13 protein-coding genes are annotated in these 17,165 nt (G+C 72.9%); 10 read left to right on the forward strand and 3 right to left on the reverse strand.

Annotated elements, in window-relative coordinates; all coding sequences use genetic code 11:
• Window positions 1–145 precede the first annotated feature (145 nt).
• Window positions 146–832 carry a DedA family protein gene (locus ACK2IS_RS02995; protein ID WP_409485625.1) on the reverse strand — a complete coding sequence of 229 codons (687 nt, stop codon included), beginning with the start codon at window positions 830–832 and terminating at the stop codon, window positions 146–148.
• Between ACK2IS_RS02995 and ACK2IS_RS03000 the strand changes: the two genes are divergently transcribed.
• The 5 genes from ACK2IS_RS03000 (at window position 821) to ACK2IS_RS03020 (ending at window position 5,814) form a co-directional block, all read left to right on the forward strand.
• On the forward strand, window positions 821–1,528 hold the full coding sequence (locus ACK2IS_RS03000; protein WP_409484681.1) for a TrmH family RNA methyltransferase: 708 nt from the start codon (window positions 821–823) through the stop codon (window positions 1,526–1,528). The two genes, ACK2IS_RS02995 and ACK2IS_RS03000, sit on opposite strands and share 12 nt — an antisense overlap.
• A gap of 156 nt (window positions 1,529–1,684) precedes the next feature.
• Complete coding sequence (gene fbaA, locus ACK2IS_RS03005) at window positions 1,685–2,713, forward strand: class II fructose-bisphosphate aldolase (RefSeq protein WP_409484682.1); 1,029 nt, start codon at window positions 1,685–1,687, stop codon at window positions 2,711–2,713.
• A 12-nt stretch (window positions 2,714–2,725) separates the two neighbouring features.
• Entirely contained in the window at window positions 2,726–3,145 is a 420-nt protein-coding gene (locus ACK2IS_RS03010) for a DUF3151 domain-containing protein (RefSeq protein WP_409484683.1), read from the forward strand.
• 319 nt (window positions 3,146–3,464) lie between these two features.
• Window positions 3,465–4,436 carry a helix-turn-helix domain-containing protein gene (locus ACK2IS_RS03015; protein ID WP_409484684.1) on the forward strand — a complete coding sequence of 324 codons (972 nt, stop codon included), beginning with the start codon at window positions 3,465–3,467 and terminating at the stop codon, window positions 4,434–4,436.
• Between the two features lie 85 nt (window positions 4,437–4,521).
• Window positions 4,522–5,814 (forward strand): adenylosuccinate synthase, encoded by a 1,293-nt coding sequence (locus ACK2IS_RS03020; RefSeq protein WP_409484685.1) that lies wholly within the window; start codon window positions 4,522–4,524, stop codon window positions 5,812–5,814.
• A gap of 72 nt (window positions 5,815–5,886) precedes the next feature.
• On the opposite strand, the gene ACK2IS_RS03025 is transcribed toward ACK2IS_RS03020, so the two are convergent.
• Window positions 5,887–6,201 (reverse strand): chorismate mutase, encoded by a 315-nt coding sequence (locus tag ACK2IS_RS03025; protein ID WP_409484686.1) that lies wholly within the window; start codon window positions 6,199–6,201, stop codon window positions 5,887–5,889.
• A gap of 62 nt (window positions 6,202–6,263) precedes the next feature.
• The gene (locus ACK2IS_RS03030) at window positions 6,264–8,489 is read right to left on the reverse strand and encodes a HelD family protein (RefSeq protein WP_409484687.1); all 2,226 of its coding nucleotides are present in this window, start codon (window positions 8,487–8,489) and stop codon (window positions 6,264–6,266) included.
• A gap of 164 nt (window positions 8,490–8,653) precedes the next feature.
• On the opposite strand from ACK2IS_RS03030, the gene purD reads away from it, so the two are divergent.
• From purD to purL, 5 genes are all read left to right on the forward strand, one after another.
• The gene (gene purD, locus ACK2IS_RS03035) at window positions 8,654–9,925 is read left to right on the forward strand and encodes a phosphoribosylamine--glycine ligase (protein ID WP_409484688.1); all 1,272 of its coding nucleotides are present in this window, start codon (window positions 8,654–8,656) and stop codon (window positions 9,923–9,925) included.
• Window positions 9,926–9,938: 13 nt separating this feature from the next.
• Complete coding sequence (locus ACK2IS_RS03040) at window positions 9,939–10,844, forward strand: phosphoribosylaminoimidazolesuccinocarboxamide synthase (RefSeq protein ID WP_409484689.1); 906 nt, start codon at window positions 9,939–9,941, stop codon at window positions 10,842–10,844.
• A 418-nt stretch (window positions 10,845–11,262) separates the two neighbouring features.
• Window positions 11,263–12,630, forward strand: coding sequence for a hypothetical protein (locus tag ACK2IS_RS03045; RefSeq protein ID WP_409484690.1), 1,368 nt, complete (start codon window positions 11,263–11,265; stop codon window positions 12,628–12,630).
• Between the two features lie 77 nt (window positions 12,631–12,707).
• Window positions 12,708–13,118, forward strand: a complete 411-nt coding sequence (locus tag ACK2IS_RS03050; protein WP_409484691.1) for a hypothetical protein — start codon at window positions 12,708–12,710, stop codon at window positions 13,116–13,118.
• Between the two features lie 52 nt (window positions 13,119–13,170).
• Window positions 13,171–17,070 (forward strand): phosphoribosylformylglycinamidine synthase, encoded by a 3,900-nt coding sequence (gene purL, locus ACK2IS_RS03055; protein WP_409484692.1) that lies wholly within the window; start codon window positions 13,171–13,173, stop codon window positions 17,068–17,070.
• Window positions 17,071–17,165: the final 95 nt, after the last annotated feature.

Genomic DNA, 17,165 nt, shown 5'->3' on the forward strand with positions numbered 1-17,165 from the left:
ACACCTTCGGGTGAGGGGCTTGCGCGTCGTGTCGAGGGTTCTCACCTGGGACTTCTCATCGTGCGAGATGTCGCTACCGTCTGTCATGCCTGAACCGATCTCTCAGCTGGGGTGACACGGACGGCCTCCTGGCGAAGATAAGCCGTCACCGTCGGTGACGACTGCCGCGGGTCGCCGGGACCTCGTCGTCGGCGAGCCGGGATCGCGCCTGACGGCGGCGGTGCATCGACCACTCGAAGACCATGGGCAGCAGCGACAGCGCGACGATGAGCAGGATCGCGGTCTCGAGGTTGTCGTGGACGGCGGGGATGCCGCCCAGCAGGTAGCCCGCGAGGGTGACCGAGCAGGCCCACAGCACCGCACCGACCGCCGACCAGGTGAAGAACCGGCGGCGGTCCATCTGCCCCACGCCGGCGACCACCGTGATGAAGGTCCGCACGATCGGCACGAAGCGACCGATCACCAGGGCCTTGTTGCCGTACTTGTCGAAGAAGTCGATGGTCTGGTCGAAGTACTTCTTCTTGAGGACGCGGCCGTCGCGGTGGTAGAGCGAGCCGCCCAGCGCGCGGCCGATCTCGTAGCCCACGACGTTGCCCGCGAAGGCCGCCGCGCTGAGCAGCACGAGCGCCAGCGGCAGGCTCATGTGTACGTCGCCGCGCTTGACGAACATGCCGATCGCGAACAGCAACGAGTCGCCGGGCAGGATCGGGAAGAGCAACCCGCACTCGACGAACACGATGGCCATCGACACCCAGAAGAACGCGGTGCCGTAGTGGTCGAGGAGATACTGCGGGTCCATCCACTGCAGGGAGGACAGCGCGTGGGGGATCATCACGGGGGTCAGGGTACGCGGCGCGACGGGGAGCCCGACGAGAGGAGCCCGCGGCGGGTCGTCGGGGTGGGTCCGTGGGTCGGCCCCTGGCCGACCCTCCCGTCGGGCGAGCCCGACCCGAGGTACGACCCGCAACTGCTGCGGGACGGCGACCGGCGCAACGTCGCGGACCACTTCCGCTACCTCACGCTGCAGGCCGTGGTGGCGGAGCTGGACCGTTCCCGTCACGAGCTGCACGTCGCGGTGGAGAACTGGGAGCACGACCTCAACATCGGGTCCGTCGTGCGGACGGCCAACGCCTTCAACGTGGCGGCCTTCCACGTCGTCGGCCGCCGCCGGTGGAACCGCCGCGGCGCCATGGTGACCGATCGCTACCAGCACGAGCTCCACCACCCCGACGTCGACGACCTGGTGCGGTGGTGCGGGGCGCAGTCTCCCGGCATACCGCTGATCGCCGTGGACAACGTGCCGGGGTCGGTCCCGCTGGAGACCACGGCCCTCCCGCGCCGGTGCCTGCTCGCCCTCGGGCAGGAGGGGCCGGGCCTGACGCCCGAGCTGCTCGACGCCGCGGACGCCGTCGTCCACATCACCCAGTTCGGCTCCACGCGCTCGCTCAACGCGGGGGCCGCCGCCGCGATCGCGATGCACGCCTGGGTGCGGCAGCACGCCTTCGGCCAGGAGCCGCCCCCGGCATGAGCACCGGGCCGGGAGCGCCGTCATCCGGACGCGACGTCCACCGGCTGGTCCACGACGCAGGTGGGTCGCCCCCGCGAGCCCGGAGGTGCCAGGATGGACCCGAGCCGAGGTGCCGAGCCTCGGCGTGATGACGACCGATCGAAGGAGAAGTCACCCATGCCCATCGCAACCCCCGAGGTCTACCGCGACATGCTCGACCGCGCGAAGGCTGGCTCCTTCGCGTACCCGGCCATCAACGTCACGTCCTCGCAGACCGCGACGGCGGCCATCCGTGGTTTCGCCGAGGCCGGCAGCGACGGCATCATCCAGGTCTCCACCGGCGGCGCGGACTACCTGTCCGGCTCGACCGTCAAGAACATGGTGTCCGGCTCCCTGGCGCTGGCCGCCTACGCGACCGAGGTCGCCAAGAACTACGACGTCAACATCGCCCTGCACACCGACCACTGCCCCGAGGACAAGCTGGACGGCTTCGTCCGCCCGCTGCTGAAGGCCTCCGAGGAGCAGTTCAAGCAGACCGGCCGGCCGATCTTCCAGTCCCACATGTGGGACGGCTCCGCGGTGCCGCTGGACCGCAACCTCGAGATCGCCCAGGAGCTCCTGGAGATCTGCCACCGCCTCGACGTCATCCTCGAGGTCGAGATCGGCGTCGTCGGCGGTGAGGAGGACGGTGTCGCCAACGAGATCAACGACCAGCTCTACACCACCCCCGAGGACGCGCTGAAGACCGTCGAGGCCCTCGGCCTGGGCGAGAAGGGCCGCTACATGGCTGCCCTCACCTTCGGCAACGTGCACGGCGTCTACAAGCCGGGCAACGTCAAGCTGCGCCCCGAGATCCTCAAGCAATGCCAGGACGCGATCGTCGCGAAGTACGGCTCGGACAAGGGCGACAAGCCGCTCGACCTGGTCTTCCACGGGGGCTCCGGCTCGCTGCCGCAGGAGATCTCCGACGCGGTCGACTACGGCGTGGTCAAGATGAACGTCGACACCGACACGCAGTACGCCTTCACCCGCCCGGTCGCCGCCTGGATGATGAAGAACTACGACGGCGTCCTCAAGGTCGACGGCGAGGTCGGCAACAAGAAGCAGTACGACCCGCGTGCGTGGGGCAAGGAGGCCGAGGCGGCCATGGCCAGGCGCGTCGTCGAGGCCTGCGAGAACCTCCGGTCCGCCGGCACCCACCAGTGAGCCTGGTCTGACATGACCGAGCGCCCCAACCTGCTGGGGCCCGAGCCGACGCGGTTGCCGGACGACCCGGCAGCCGCGTCGATCGCCTCGGGCCTGGAGCTCACGGCCGTCGCCGCCCTGCACCCCACCTCGTCCCTCGCCTGGGCCTCGCTCGCCGAGCAGGCGCTCCAGGACGGGCAGGCCGTGCAGGCGTATGCCTACGCCCGCACCGGCTACCACCGGGGGCTGGACGCCCTGCGTCGCGCGGGCTGGCGCGGTCAGGGGGAGGTCCCCTGGGAACACGAACCCAACCGCGGCGTCCTGTGCGCCATCGCCGCACTGGCCTACGCGGCCGACGCGATCGGCGAGGAGGACGAGCGGGACCGGTGCGCGCAGCTGCTGCGCGACTCCTCGATGACCGCCGCCCGGCAGATGCGGCTCGACCTCGCCTGAGCCCTGCTCGTACGTCGCAGGCACCTTCTCCCGGTCTCACCGGGGAGGGCGCCAGCGACGTACCGCGGACCGGTCCGGACAGGGGTGGTGCCGGGGCATCCCCTGCCCCGGCACCGTGTTCCCCCCTGGTGAGGCAGCGCCGCCATCAAGCGCTCTCCTCGATCGCTGCTGACGGCAAACGTGTTGCTCAGGCACGTTGCGTGACGTTTCGCAGCGATGCATCAAGTATGTCCCACTCATGGGCTTTGGAATGTCTCGAATCGGTCAATGGCACTAACCTGTCACGTATGCGGCGATCCGGGCTTCCCGGGCGGTCATCGTGACGGCCTACCTGCGGTCGCTCGACATCTCTTCCGGTGCCGAGCGGCTCTACCGACAGATCCTTCGGGGTGCCCCCATCGGGGTCCCGGAGCTCGCCGAGCAGCTCGGGTGGGACCTCGCCACGCTCCGGCACGCCGTGGTGCCGCTGCTCGACCTGGGGCTCGTTGCCGAGACCGACGACGGTGTGCTCCTCGCGGACGACCCCCGCGCCACCATCGGCCGGCTGCTCGAGGGGGAGCTCGGGGAGGTGCGCCGTCGCCAGGGGGAGCTGGAGCGGGCCCGCAACGCCATCGCCCACTTCGTCGCGGACCACGACACCGCGCGCCGCGGTGCCCGCCGCCCCACCTGGGAGGTGGTGCCCGCCGACCTGATGCACGGGGTCGTCCTGGAGTCGATCCGCTCCACGACCGGCGCCATCCGGTCCTCGGCCATCACCGCCGACTGGAGCCCGGACGGCATCGACCAGGTGCTGCAGCAGTCGCGGGCCACGATCACCTCGGGCCGGGAGATGCGCTCGCTCTATCCCATGACGGCGCTGTCCTCCCCGTCGGCGCGGATCTGGATGTCGCGGTTCGCCGCGGTGGGGGAGAAGCAGCGGCTGGTGCGGGACCCGCTGTCGGAGTTCGTGGTCTTCGGCCAGGACCTGGTCATCGCCACCACGGAGTGGGCCAGCGTCCAGGCGGACTACGTCAAGGTGCGGGACCCGATGCTCGTGCAGACCTTCCGGCACCTGTTCGAGCTCGCCTGGGCGGCGGGCATGCCACCGCCGGACGAGTCCGCCGACGACGCCGACGACCGCCGGCTGCTCACGCTGCTGGCAGCAGGCCACAAGGACGAGGCCATCGCCCGACACCTGGGGGTCTCCTTGCGGACGGTGCGTCGCCGGGTGGCCACGCTGATGGACGAGCTGGGCGTCTCCACCCGCTTCCAGCTGGGGATGGCCGTCGCGCGCCAGCCCCGACAGCGGTGACCCGGTAAGATCCGGGGGCACGGGCGACTGTCACGTGCACGCAGGCACGCGCGACGTGCTCAGCTCACCGGAAGGCAACACCGCTATGCCAGGCATCGTGCTCGTCGGGGCCCAGTGGGGCGACGAGGGCAAGGGCAAGGCCACCGACCTGCTCGGCCCCGAGATCGACTACGTGGTCAAGTTCAACGGCGGCAACAACGCAGGGCACACCGTCGTCATCGACGGTGAGAAGTACGCGCTGCACCTGCTCCCGTCCGGCATCCTGACCCCCGGGGTCACACCGGTGATCGGCAACGGCGTGGTCGTCGACCTCGGCGTGCTGATGGCGGAGCTGGACGGGCTCGAGGCCCGTGGGATCGACACGTCCCGGCTGCGGATCTCTGCCAACGCGCACGTGATCGCGTCGTACAACACGACGATGGACAAGGTGGGCGAGCGCTTCCTGGGCAAGCGCAAGATCGGCACCACCGGCCGCGGCATCGGCCCGACGTACGCCGACAAGATGAACCGCATCGGCATCCGGGTGCAGGACCTCTTCGACGAGTCGATCCTGCGGCAGAAGGTCGAGGCCGCCCTGGTCTCCAAGAACCAGATGCTCACCAAGCTCTACAACCGTCGGGCCATCGAGTCCGAGGTGGTCGTGCAGGAGCTGCTGTCCTACGTCGAGCGGCTGCGCCCGATGGTGGCGGACACCTCCCTGGAGATCTCCCAGGCCCTGGACGCCGGCAAGGTCGTGCTGTGCGAGGCCGGGCAGGCCACCCTGCTCGACGTCGACCACGGCACCTACCCCTACGTCACCTCCTCCAACGCCACCTCCGGCGGGGCGTGCACCGGTGCGGGCATCCCGCCCACCCGCGTCGACCGGGTCATCGCCATCCTCAAGGCCTTCACCACCCGCGTCGGCGAGGGGCCCTTCCCCACCGAGCTGCACGACGAGGTCGGCGACCGGCTCCGTGAGATCGGGCACGAGTTCGGGACGACGACCGGGCGGCCGCGCCGCATCGGCTGGCTCGACGTCGTCGTCGGGCGCTACGCCACCCGCATCAACGGCGTCACCGACGTCGTCATCACCAAGCTCGACAACCTCGACACCTTCGCCGAGATCCCGGTGTGCGTGGCCTACGAGATCAACGGCGAGCGCGTGGAGGAGATGCCGGTGTCCCAGAGCGACTTCCACCACGCGACGCCGGTCTACGAGATCCTCCCCGGCTGGCAGGAGGACGTCACCGGCTGCCGCAGCTTCGAGGAGCTGCCCGAGAACGCCCGTCGCTACGTGGAGTTCGTGGAGCAGCAGGTCGGGGCGCGGGTCTCGGTCATCGGCGTCGGCCCGGGTCGTGACGAGGTCGTCGTCCGGCACGACCTGCTCGGTCGGGACTGACCCCGCCCACCCCGGCACCGGGCCGCCCGCCTGAGGCCAGGCGGGCGGCCCGGTGCGGGTGGCGGCTCCCGGTCAGCGGGGGTCGCGGATCCGCTCGTGGTGATGGATGACCTCGTCGATCACGAACCGCAGGAACTTCTCGCCGAACTCCGGGTCCAGCTGGGCGGACTCGGCCAGGGCGCGCAGGCGCGCGATCTGGCGCTCCTCGCGGTCGGGGTCGGCCGGCGGCAGCTGGGCGGTCGCCTTGTGCTCGCCGACCTTCTGGGTGATCTTGAAGCGCTCGGCGAGCAGGTGGACCAGGGCGGCGTCGATGTTGTCGATGCTCTGGCGGTAGGACGACAGCACCGGGTCCTCCGACGCCGTCTCGGGGTTCGCGGGCTCGGTCATGCCCCGAGTGTGTCGGGCGCCGCCGCCGCCCGACAGCCCCGTCTCACCTGCCGGGGCCACCCTCACGCGGGCCGGAGCACGGTCATCCGGTGGGCGGCGCGGGTCAGCGTGACGTAGAGCGTGCGGATCCCGCCGGCCGTCTCGTGCACGATCGCCTCCGGGTCGACGACGACCGTCGCGTCGTACTCCAGGCCCTTGGTCGACAGCGGATCGATCGCCACCACGCGCTCCCCGAGGGGGGTCAGCACGGGCAGCAGGTCGGCGTGGGAGGGCGGGAGGATGACGGTGACCAGACCCTCGACCTCGTCGAGCAAGCCGCGGGCGGCGGTCGTCACCTCCTCGGCGAGGGTGGCTGCGGGCACCGTGCGGTCGACCGGCTCGACGCCCGTCTCGCGCACCGCCACGGGGATGTCCGCGTCGGGCACGTGCTCGCGGATGACCCGGGCGGCGTACCCGAAGATCTCCGAGGCGTTGCGGTAGTTCGTGGTCATGTGGAAACGCCGGGGCTCGATCTCGCGCCAGGCCTCGCGCCGGGCCTCAGCCGCCTCCTCGGGCACCGGCCAGGAGGCCTGGGCCGCGTCGCCCACCACCGTCCAGGAGGCGCGCCGCCCCCGGCGACCCAGGGCCCGCCACTGCATGGGGGAGACGTCCTGGGCCTCGTCGACCAGGACGTGCGCGTAGTCGTCGGGCTCGCCGACGCGGCCGGCGAGCAGCCGCTCCCGCGCCGTCGCCGGGGACACCTCGGCGCGTGGCTCGGCGGACCGGAGCCGGTGACCACCGACGGTCACCTCGCTGACGCCGTACTGCTCGACGCTGTCGAGCTCCTCGATCTCGTAGAACCCACGCTCCTCGGACGGCAGGTCATCCAGGATGCCGATCCGCGCGGACACCTCGTCGACGAGGGCGACGTCGGCGACGGACCAGGTGCCGGTGGCCAGGGCGACCTCCAGGGAGTCGACCACCACGGACTGCTCCCTCGGAGACAGCAGCCCCCGGGCGTGCCGGGCGAGCGCCTCGGGCCGGGCCAGCCACAGCACGACCTCGCGCGGGTCCAGCGGGCGCCACCAGCGCCGCAGGAAGGCCTCGACGTCCAGGTGGTCGTCGTAGGCCTCGAAGAACTCGTCGCGGTCGGCGCCGGGCGCCTGCTGCAGCACCCGTTGCCACAGCGCCTGGCCCAGCGCCTCGACGGCGGCCTGCCAGGAGCCGTTGCGGCGGTGACGGCGCAGCACCGTGGCGCGCACCTGGTCCAGCGCCTTGGCGTCGAGCCGCAGCGGGTGTCCCGCCACCATGACGCGCAGCTCGGCTGGGGCCTGCGGGTCCCGGCCGCGGGCGGCGCGGGCGAGGACGGTGCGCATCCGCAGCGAGCCCTTGACCGCGGCAGCCTCCTGATCGTCCACCCGGTCCGTGCAGATGCCGTCGACCAGGTCCCCGAGCGCCCGCAGCGACACCGAGTCCTCGCCCAGGGAGGGCAGCACCCGCTCGATGTAGGCGGTGTAGGCGGCCGACGGGCCCACGACGAGCACGCCTCCGGACTCGAACCGACGCCGGTCGGAGTACAGCAGGTAGGCCGCGCGGTGCAGGGCCACCACGGTCTTGCCGGTGCCGGGGCCGCCGGTGATCTCGGTGACGCCGCGCGCCTCGGCGCGGATCGCCTCGTCCTGGTGATGCTGGATGGTCGCCACGATGTCGCGCATCCGGGCCCCGCGCGAGCGGGTCAGGGCGGCCATCAGGGCGCCGTCCCCGACCACCACGATGTCGTCGGGGGCCACGGGCACCATCAGGTCGTCCTCGACGCCCAGCACCCGGTCGCCGCGGCACCGCAGCACCCGGCGCCGCACGACGTCCATGGGCGCGGCCGGGGTGGCGCGGTAGAAGGGCGCGGCCGCCGGTGCCCGCCAGTCGATGACCAGGGGCTCGTAGTCCGCGTCGCGCACGCCCAGGCGGCCGACGTACCGCACCTCGCGGCCCTGACCGGGACCGGGCGGGTGCTCGATGTCCAGCCGGCCGAAAACGAGCCCCTCGTACTGGCTCTCCAGCGAGGCGCGACGTCGGGCGGCGTTGAACATCAGGGCATCCCGCTCGAACAACGCCGACGCCTCCTCGTCCCGCACGTCGCCCACCCGGTCGGTGCGCCCGCGGGACAGGCCCTCGGTCTCCAGGAGCCGGGCCCGCTGGGAGGCCCGCTCCAGCTCGGAGTAGACGCGGTCCACGTGCCCCTGCTCGACGGCGAGCTCGCCCCGGAGGGCCGCGTCGGCGGACGGTGCGGTGGGCTGGTGGAGGTCCGTCACGTGCGCTGTCACCTGCTGGCGGTCGAGGGATGGATGGCCTGCGGCAGGGTGGGCCCCGAGCAGGGAGCGACCCACTCTAGCCAAGAGGGTCGTCCCGGGCGGTGCGGCCCGGCGCCACGGCGCCCGCGCCGCACCGGCCTCGCCGGGCACTTAGGGTGGGCCCTGTGAAGGTACTCGTCGTCGGCAGCGGTGCCCGTGAGCACGCCATCGTCCACGCCCTCGTCCAGGACCCCGGGGTGGAGTCCGTCACGGCGGCACCCGGCAACCCCGGGATCGCCGAGATCGCCACCTGCGCGGACCTGCCCGGGGCGATCACGGACGGGGCGGCCGTGGCGGACCTGGCCGGGCGGCTCGCCGTCGACCTGGTTGTGATCGGTCCCGAGGCGCCGCTCGTGGCGGGCGTCGCCGACGAGCTGCGCGAGCGGGGGATCGCGGTCTTCGGGCCCGGCGCCGAGGCGGCCCGGCTCGAGGGCTCCAAGGCCTTCGCCAAGGAGGTGATGGCGGCGGCGGGCGTCCCCACCGCGCAGGCCCGCACCTGCGCCACCGAGGCGGAGGTGGCCGAGGCGCTGGACGCCTTCGGTGCGCCGTACGTCGTCAAGGACGACGGGCTCGCCGCGGGGAAGGGGGTCGTCGTCGCCGAGGACCGTGACGCCGCACTGGCGCACGCGCGCGAGTGCCTGACCAAGGACGAGGGTCGCGTCGTGGTCGAGGACTTCCTCGACGGCCCGGAGGCGTCGTTGTTCTGCGTCTGCGACGGGCGGACGGTCGTGCCGCTAGCCCTGGCGCAGGACTTCAAGCGCGTCGGCGACGGTGACGCCGGACCCAACACCGGCGGCATGGGGGCCTACTCGCCGCTGACCTGGGCCCCGGAGGGACTGGTCGAGGACGTCGTGGCGCAGGTGGCGCAGCCGACGGTCGACGAGATGGCCCGGCGCGGCACCCCCTTCGTCGGCGTGCTGTACGTCGGGCTCGCGCTCACCTCCCGCGGCCCGCGGGTCGTGGAGTTCAACGCCCGCTTCGGCGACCCCGAGACCCAGGTCGTGCTCGCCCGCCTCGTCGACCCCCTGGGGGCCCTGCTCCTCGCGGCCGCGACCGGGCGCCTCGCCGAGCTGCCGCCCCTGACCTGGCGGCCGGAGCACGCGGTCACCGTGGTCGTCGCCTCCCAGGGCTATCCCGCGAGCCCGACCACCGGTGGCCCGATCACCGGGCTGACGGACCTCGACCCCGCCTACGTCCTGCACGCCGGGACGGCCCGGGACGCCGGCGGCCGGCTGGTGTCCGCGGGTGGCCGGGTGCTGTCCGTGGTCGCGCTCGGCACCGACCTGGCGCAGGCCCGCGAGCGGGCCTATGCCGCCGTCGACCGGGTCGAGCTCCCAGGCTCGCACCACCGCACCGACATCGCCCTGGCCGCGCAGCGCGGCGAGATCACCTGCTGAGAGAGGCCCCTCGATGACCACGCCCCAGCTGCCCGGCTACGCCCACGTCTACTCCGGCAAGGTCCGTGATCTCTACGCACCGCTCGGCGACGACGGTGCTCCGCGCGAGGACCGGCTGCTGCTCGTGGCCAGCGACCGCATCTCGGCGTACGACGTCGTGCTCGAGACGCCGATCCCCGACAAGGGGGCGGTGCTCACCCAGCTCAGCCTGTGGTGGTTCGAGCAGCTCCAGGACCTGGTGCCCAACCACGTGGTCTCCACGGACGTGCCGGGCGAGGTCGCCGGGCGGGCCGTGCTCGTGGAGCGGCTCGACATGGTGCCGGTCGAGTGCATCGGCCGGGCCTACCTCACCGGCAGCGGGCTCGGGGAGTACCGCGCCCGCGGCTCGGTGTGCGGCGTCGCGCTGCCCGCGGGCCTCACCGACGGCTCCGAGCTGCCGTCGCCGATCTTCACCCCGACCACCAAGGCCCCGGTGGGCGAGCACGACCAGCCGATGACCTATGCCGAGGTCGAGGCGCAGGTGGGGGCTGACCTGGCGGCGCGCCTGCGGGACCTGACCACGCGGATCCTGGCCCGGGGCAACGAGATCGCCCGCGAGCGCGGCATCCTGCTCGCGGACACCAAGGTGGAGTACGGCCTGCGGCCGGTCGCGGGCGGGGAGACCGAGGTCGTCCTCGCCGACGAGGTGCTGACGCCGGACTCGAGCCGTTTCTGGCCCGCGGCGTCCTGGCGTCCGGGCAGCGCGCAGGAGTCGTACGACAAGCAGTACGTGCGTGACTGGCTGACCTCGGAGCGTTCCGGCTGGGACCGCCGCTCGGGCGGGCAGCCGCCGGCGCTGCCCGCGGAGGTCGTCGAACGCACCCGGGCCAAGTACGTCGAGGCCTACGAGGCGCTCACCGGACGACGCTTCACGGCCTGAGCGCTCGCGGGAGCGCCCGTCCTACGCGCCGGGACCGGTCGCCCGGAGGGCCCGGTGGTCCGCCGGGTCCGGCGGGGGGAGGCCTGCCGGACCCGGCGGGCGGGCGTCCTCGTCGGCGCACCCTGGACGCCGGTCACTCCTCGCGTTCCGCCGCCCGCCCGTGCGTGCCGGAGCAGGGGACCCGGCTCAGGACCGCAGCGCGGTCTATCACCTGAATTCCCCTTGATTGCCACGCTGCGCCCCTGCTCGTGACCAGAACGGCGGTACGTCGTCCGTGCGGGTGTACGACTGGCGCCCGGATAACACTCTGTGCTGCCTGCTGAGTAGGCTCAGGCACGCGCCCGGCCCGGGCCGTCCCTGCAGATGGCGGTCAACGCGCGTTGCCGGGAGCGTCACACCAGATCACGGGAGTCCCAACATGTCGGTGCAGTCCGCCGTCCAGCCCACGGGTGCCGAGCATCACTTCGGCGTCGACGAGCTGTTCTTCTCGACGACCGACCGCAAGGGTGTCATCGAGCAGGCCAACTCGACCTTCGTGCGGTTGTCGCACTACACGCACGAGGAGCTGGTCGGGGCACCGCACAACATCATCCGCCATCCCGACATGCCGGGTGGCGCCTTCAAGCTCGTCTGGGACGAGCTCCTGGCCGGGCGGCCGGCCTGCGCCTACGTCAACAACCTCGCCAAGGACGGCGGCAACTACTGGGTCTTCGCGACCCTGATGCCGCTCGGCGAGGGCTTCCTGTCGGTCCGGATGCGCCCGCTGTCCCAGGACTTCTGGGACGCCTCCCGCAACCTCTACCACTTCGCCAACCCGGCCGAGCGGCGGGCGCGTGAGGAGGGGGCCTCGGCCCACGACGCCGCCGTCAAGGGCGCGGAGACGCTGGCCCACGGACTGTCCTCCCTCGGGATCGCGTCGTTCGAGGCCTTCACCCGGACGACGCTCCCGGCGGAGATGGCCCAGCACGCGCTCTACAGCGAGGGGCTGCCCTACCGCCCGGACGCCACCGGCCCCCTCGCGGACATCCTCGAGTGCATGCACGCCCTCGACGACGAGACCGCCCAGCTGGTCGACCAGCTCGACGAGTACGCCGCCGTGGCCGGTGAGCTGCGAGCCACCGCGGCCACCGCCACCCCCACCATCGAGCGCCTCACCGCCGTGATGCGCTCGGCCCGGGAGGGCGCCGCCTCCGTCAGCGAGCAGGCGCCCGACCTGGTCTCCCTCGCCGAGGAGATGGGCGAGCGGGCCGGCACGGCCTCCGGCGAGCTCACCCAGCTCTCCCCCCGGCTCACCTCCTTGGAGGACCAGGTCGGACGCATGAGGCTGCGCATCGCGCTGCTGCGGCTGCACAACATCATGGTCGGCACCTTCGCCGCCGAGCTGATCGACGGCAACCGGCCCACCGAGGACGTCAAGGACACCCGCGAGTCGATGCGGCTGCTGTGCGAGGCGCTCGGGGAGGGCGCCCAGGCCGTGGCGACCGACGTGCGGGAGGTGCGCGAGCAGGTGGGCGTGGTGCCGGACCAGATCCGCGCCGCCGTGCGCGAGGTCGACCGCTTCCGCCGTCCGCTGTACAAGTGGCAGGACATGTGCGCCGAGAGCGGCGTCACCGACCAGATGGCCGAGACCACCGCGGCGATGGAGGCCCAGACCCAGCAGGGCTTCAGCGAGCTCGAGCAGCTGTCGTCGCTGGCCGCGCGCCTGCGGCTGCTGGACATCCCCTTCGACGAGAACGCGATCCGCGGCGACATCGACGCGATCCGCGCGGACCTGGCCCAGGGCTGACGGCCCCTCGGCATACCGCCGGCCCGCGGGGATCACCCCGCCGGGACGATGCGACCCGGCCCGGATATCCTCGGGGCATGGGTCGCATCGTCGTCAACGCCATGCCCACAGCCGAGAGCCCCGACGGACGCGCGCGCGCCGCCGACCAGGGGTTCGGGGAGTTCACGCGGGTGCGGGAGGGCAAGCGCCTGCTGCTCAGCGTGGCGGGCCCGGTGACCGAGGCGCACCTGGCCCGGGCCCGCGAGCTGGGCGCCCGTCTCGTGGGCGAGGGCTACGAGGTCACCGGGGTCCACGGTGAGGGCTCCACCGTCGTGGTCGGCTCGATGGACGAGTGGGATGAGGTCTACGCCGAGGGCATCGGGGCCATCGCGCCGATCCCGGCCGGCGCCGGCGAGCACGTCGGACGTCACCACGGCCGCGCGGACGTCGCCCTGGACCAGCGGGTCGAGGGCTTCGGCACCGGTGTCTACGCAGGCGAGGACGACTGAGCTGGCTCCGGTAGCCTGAGGGCGCTCCCACGCGCCTTTCTCAGGAGAAGCCATGTCCTCGCACGACCTCGTGCTCACCGTCGTCGAGGGTGGCCGGGCCCTCTCGGACTTCCGCGCCGCCGCCCTGCTCACCCGGGTGCGCGCCGCCGTCCCCCAGGTGTCCGGCCTGCAGACCCGCTTCGTGCACTGGGTGGCGAGCCACGGCGAGCTGACCGCGACGCAGCGGCAGACCCTGGAGCGGCTCCTGACGTACGGCGACCCGGTGGTCCCGGGCCCCGGCGACGGCACCCTGGTCGTCGTCGCACCCCGGCTGGGGACGGTGTCGCCGTGGGCCTCCAAGGCCACCGACATCGCCCACTCCTGCGGGCTGGAGGTCCACCGCGTCGAGCGGGTCATGGAGGTGCGGCTGCAGGCCCCCGAGGAGCTGTCCCCGCCGGACTGGGTCCGCGCCGCGGCGGTGCTGCACGACCGGATGACCGAGACGGTGCTGGCGTCCCGGGACGAGGTGGCCGGGCTGTTCGCCGAGCGCGAGGCCGAGCCGATGGAGCACGTCGACGTGCTCGCCCGCGGCGCCGAGGCGCTGCGGGAGGCCGACGCGCGGTTCGGGCTGGCCCTGTCCGAGGACGAGATCGACTACCTCGTCGACGCGTTCACCGGGCTGCGGCGCAACCCGACCGACGTCGAGCTGATGATGTTCGCGCAGGCCAACTCCGAGCACTGCCGCCACAAGATCTTCAACGCGGACTTCGTCATCGACGGGGAGCCGCAGACCAGGTCGATGTTCGGGATGATCCGGCACACCGAGGAGGTCAACGGCCAGGGCACGGTCGTGGCCTACCAGGACAACGCCTCGATCATGGCGGGCGGGCGGCGCACCCGCTGGCTCCCGGCCGAGCACGACCTGCCCTCGGCCTACGGCCCGGTCGAGGAGGACGTGCACGTCCTGATGAAGGTCGAGACCCACAACCACCCGACCGCGATCTCGCCCTTCCCCGGGGCGGCGACCGGCGCGGGGGGCGAGATCCGCGACGAGGGGGCGACCGGTCGCGGGTCGGCGCCCAAGGCCGGACTGAGCGGCTTCGTGGTCAGCAACCTGCGGCTGCCGGGCACGCAGGAGCCCTGGGAGACCGAGGACCTCGGGGCGCCGGAGCACCTGGCGAGCCCGCTGCAGATCATGGTCGAGGGGCCGATCGGGGCGGCGGCGTTCAACAACGAGTTCGGGCGGCCGGCGCTGGGCGGTTTCTTCCGGGTCTACGAGCAGACCGTCGACGGCGTGCACCGCGGCTACCACAAGCCGATCATGAGCGCCGGTGGCCTGGGCACGATCTCGGCCTCCCAGACCGAGAAGGTCCGCTTCCCGGCGGGCACGCTGCTCGTCCAGCTGGGCGGGCCGGGCATGCGCATCGGCATGGGCGGCGGCGCGGCGTCCTCGCTGGCCGCCGGGGCCAACGCCGCCGAGCTGGACTTCGACTCGGTGCAGCGCGGCAACCCCGAGATCGAGCGTCGGGCGCAGGAGGTCATCACCCACTGCTGGGCGCTCGGCGAGGGCAACCCGATCCTGGCGATCCACGACGTCGGGGCGGGCGGCCTGTCCAACGCCTTCCCCGAGCTGGTGGACGGCGCCGGGCTGGGGGCGCGCTTCGACCTCGCGGCGGTGCCGCTGGAGGAGAGCGGACTGGCGCCCAAGGAGATCTGGTGCAACGAGTCGCAGGAGCGGTACGTGCTCGCGATCGCGCCGGAGTCGCTGCCGGTGCTCACCGCGCTCGCCGACCGGGAGCGCTGCCCCTGCGCCGTGGTCGGCGTCGCCACCGACGAGGGCCGCCTGGTGCTCTCGGACGACCGGGTGGGCGAGCCGCTCGCGCAGGACCCGGCCGACCGGCCCATCGACCTGCCGATGGAGGTGCTGCTCGGCAAGCCGCCGCGGATGACCCGCGACGTGACCCGCGTGGTCCGTCAGGGCGACCCGTTCGACGTCGAGGCGCTCGACGTGCGGGAGGCGGCGCACGCCGTGCTGCGCCACCCCACGGTGGCGTCCAAGCGCTTCCTGGTCACCATCGGCGACCGCACCGTCGGTGGCCTCACCCACCGCGATCAGATGGTGGGTCCCTGGCAGGTGCCGGTCGCCGACGTGGCCGCGACCCTGGGGGACCTGGTCGGCTTCGCCGGCGAGGCGATGGCCTCCGGCGAGCGGATGCCGCTGGCCGCCGTCGACGCCCCCGCGTCCGGGCGGATGGCGGTCGGCGAGGCGCTCACCAACCTGCTCGCCGCCCCCGTCTCGCTGCCCGGGGTCAAGCTGTCCTGCAACTGGATGGCCGCCTGCGGCGAGGAGGGCGAGGACGCCGCGCTCTACGACACCGTCGCGGCCGTCGCCCTGGAGCTGTGCCCGGCCCTCGGCATCGGCGTGCCCGTCGGCAAGGACTCGCTGTCGATGCGCACCCGCTGGACCGGTCCGGCCGGCGAGGCCCGGCAGGTCACCTCGCCGGTGTCGCTGGTGGTCACGGCCTTCGCCTCGACGGAGGACGTGCGCGGGACCCTCACCCCGCAGCTGCGCCCCGGCTCGGCCCTGGTGCTCGTCGACCTCGGCGCCGGCCGCGACCGCCTCGGCGGCTCGATGCTGGCCCAGGTCAGCGGCGCCTTCGGGGAGACCGTGCCGGACCTGGACGACCCGGCGCGCCTCGTCGCGCTGGCCGCAGCCCTCGACGACCTGCGGGCCGCCGGGCTGGTCACCAGCTATCACGACCGCTCCGACGGCGGGCTGTGGGCCACGGCCTGCGAGATGGCCTTCGCCGGGGCCACCGGCCTGGAGCTCGAGGTCCCCTCCGTGCCGGCGTTGTTCGCCGAGGAGCTCGGCGTGGTGCTCGGCTGCGCGGTCGACGACGCCGGGCGCGTCCTGGAGGTCCTGCACGCCCACGGGCTCGGCGAGCTCTCCCGCGTCGCCGGTCGCACCACCGACGACGCCCAGGTCCGTGTCCTGCAGATCCCCGACCGCCGCCCCCTGCTCGACGAGCCGCTGCGCGACCTGGCCCAGACCTGGGACGAGGTGTCCTGGCGGATCTGCCGGCTGCGCGACAACCCCGACTGTGCGGACGAGGAGCACGCCACGGTGGGAGCCGCCCCGTCCCCGCTGTCGGTGACGTTGACCTTCGACCCGACGCAGGACCTCGCGGCGCCATACCTCTCGCGCGGAGCCCGACCCAAGGTCGCCATCCTGCGCGAGCAGGGCGTCAACTCCCACGTGGAGACGGCTTTCGCCTTCGACCGGGCGGGCTTCGAGGCGCACGACGTGCACATGACCGACCTGCAGAGCGGGCGGGCGCACCTGGGCGACTTCGCGGGCTTCGTGGCCTGCGGCGGCTTCTCCTACGGCGACACCCTCGGCGCCGGCGCCGGGTGGGCCCGGTCGGTGATCTTCGACCCGCGCCTCGAGGCGCAGTTCGGTGCGTTCTTCGGGCGGGGCGACACCTTCGGGCTCGGGATCTGCAACGGCTGCCAGATGTTCGGCGAGCTCGCGCAGATGATCCCCGGCGCCGAGGCCTGGCCGCGGTGGACGCGCAACCGCTCCGAGCAGTTCGAGGCGCGGCTGTCCCAGGTCGAGGTGCTGGACTCGCCGTCGATCTTCTTCGGCGGCATGGCAGGCTCACGGTTGCCCATCGCCGTCGCCCACGGGGAGGGCCGCGCCGACTTCTCCCGCCAGGGCTCGCTCGCCGACGTGACCCGGGCGATGCGGTTCGTCGACCACGCGGGAGAGCCGGCGATGCGCTACCCGGCCAACCCCAACGGGTCGCCGGACGGGTTGACCGCGGTCACCACGGCGGACGGCCGGTTCACCGCGATGATGCCGCACCCCGAGCGGGTGCAGCGCAACGTGCAGCTGTCGTGGACCGACGGCCCCGTCGAGCAGGAGAGCCCCTGGCTGCGGATGTTCCGCAACGCCCGCGCCGCCGTCGGCTGAGCGTCGCCCGCGCCCGGCTTCCGACGCCCACCGCTGCGGCAGGGAAGCCGGGAGCCGGTGCCCCCGCCGTGGTGAGCACCGGCTCCCTGGGGGTG

The organism is Arsenicicoccus dermatophilus (genome assembly GCF_046267915.1).
GTDB classification, from domain to species: Bacteria; Actinomycetota; Actinomycetes; order Actinomycetales; family Dermatophilaceae; genus Arsenicicoccus; species Arsenicicoccus dermatophilus_A.

Bases quoted from the DNA above. Each gene is read 5' to 3' on its own strand.
- ACK2IS_RS03020 (WP_409484685.1), top strand. From the start codon at position 4,522: ATGCCAGGCATCGTGCTCGTCGGGGCCCAGTGGGGCGACGAGGGCAAG.
- ACK2IS_RS03045 (WP_409484690.1), top strand. From the start codon at position 11,263: ATGTCGGTGCAGTCCGCCGTCCAGCCCACGGGTGCCGAGCATCACTTC.
- ACK2IS_RS02995 (WP_409485625.1), bottom strand. From the start codon at position 832: ATGATCCCCCACGCGCTGTCCTCCCTGCAGTGGATGGACCCGCAGTAT.
- ACK2IS_RS03050 (WP_409484691.1), top strand. From the start codon at position 12,708: ATGGGTCGCATCGTCGTCAACGCCATGCCCACAGCCGAGAGCCCCGAC.
- fbaA (WP_409484682.1), top strand. From the start codon at position 1,685: ATGCCCATCGCAACCCCCGAGGTCTACCGCGACATGCTCGACCGCGCG.
- ACK2IS_RS03010 (WP_409484683.1), top strand. From the start codon at position 2,726: ATGACCGAGCGCCCCAACCTGCTGGGGCCCGAGCCGACGCGGTTGCCG.
- ACK2IS_RS03025 (WP_409484686.1), bottom strand. From the start codon at position 6,201: ATGACCGAGCCCGCGAACCCCGAGACGGCGTCGGAGGACCCGGTGCTG.
- purL (WP_409484692.1), top strand. From the start codon at position 13,171: ATGTCCTCGCACGACCTCGTGCTCACCGTCGTCGAGGGTGGCCGGGCC.
- ACK2IS_RS03040 (WP_409484689.1), top strand. From the start codon at position 9,939: ATGACCACGCCCCAGCTGCCCGGCTACGCCCACGTCTACTCCGGCAAG.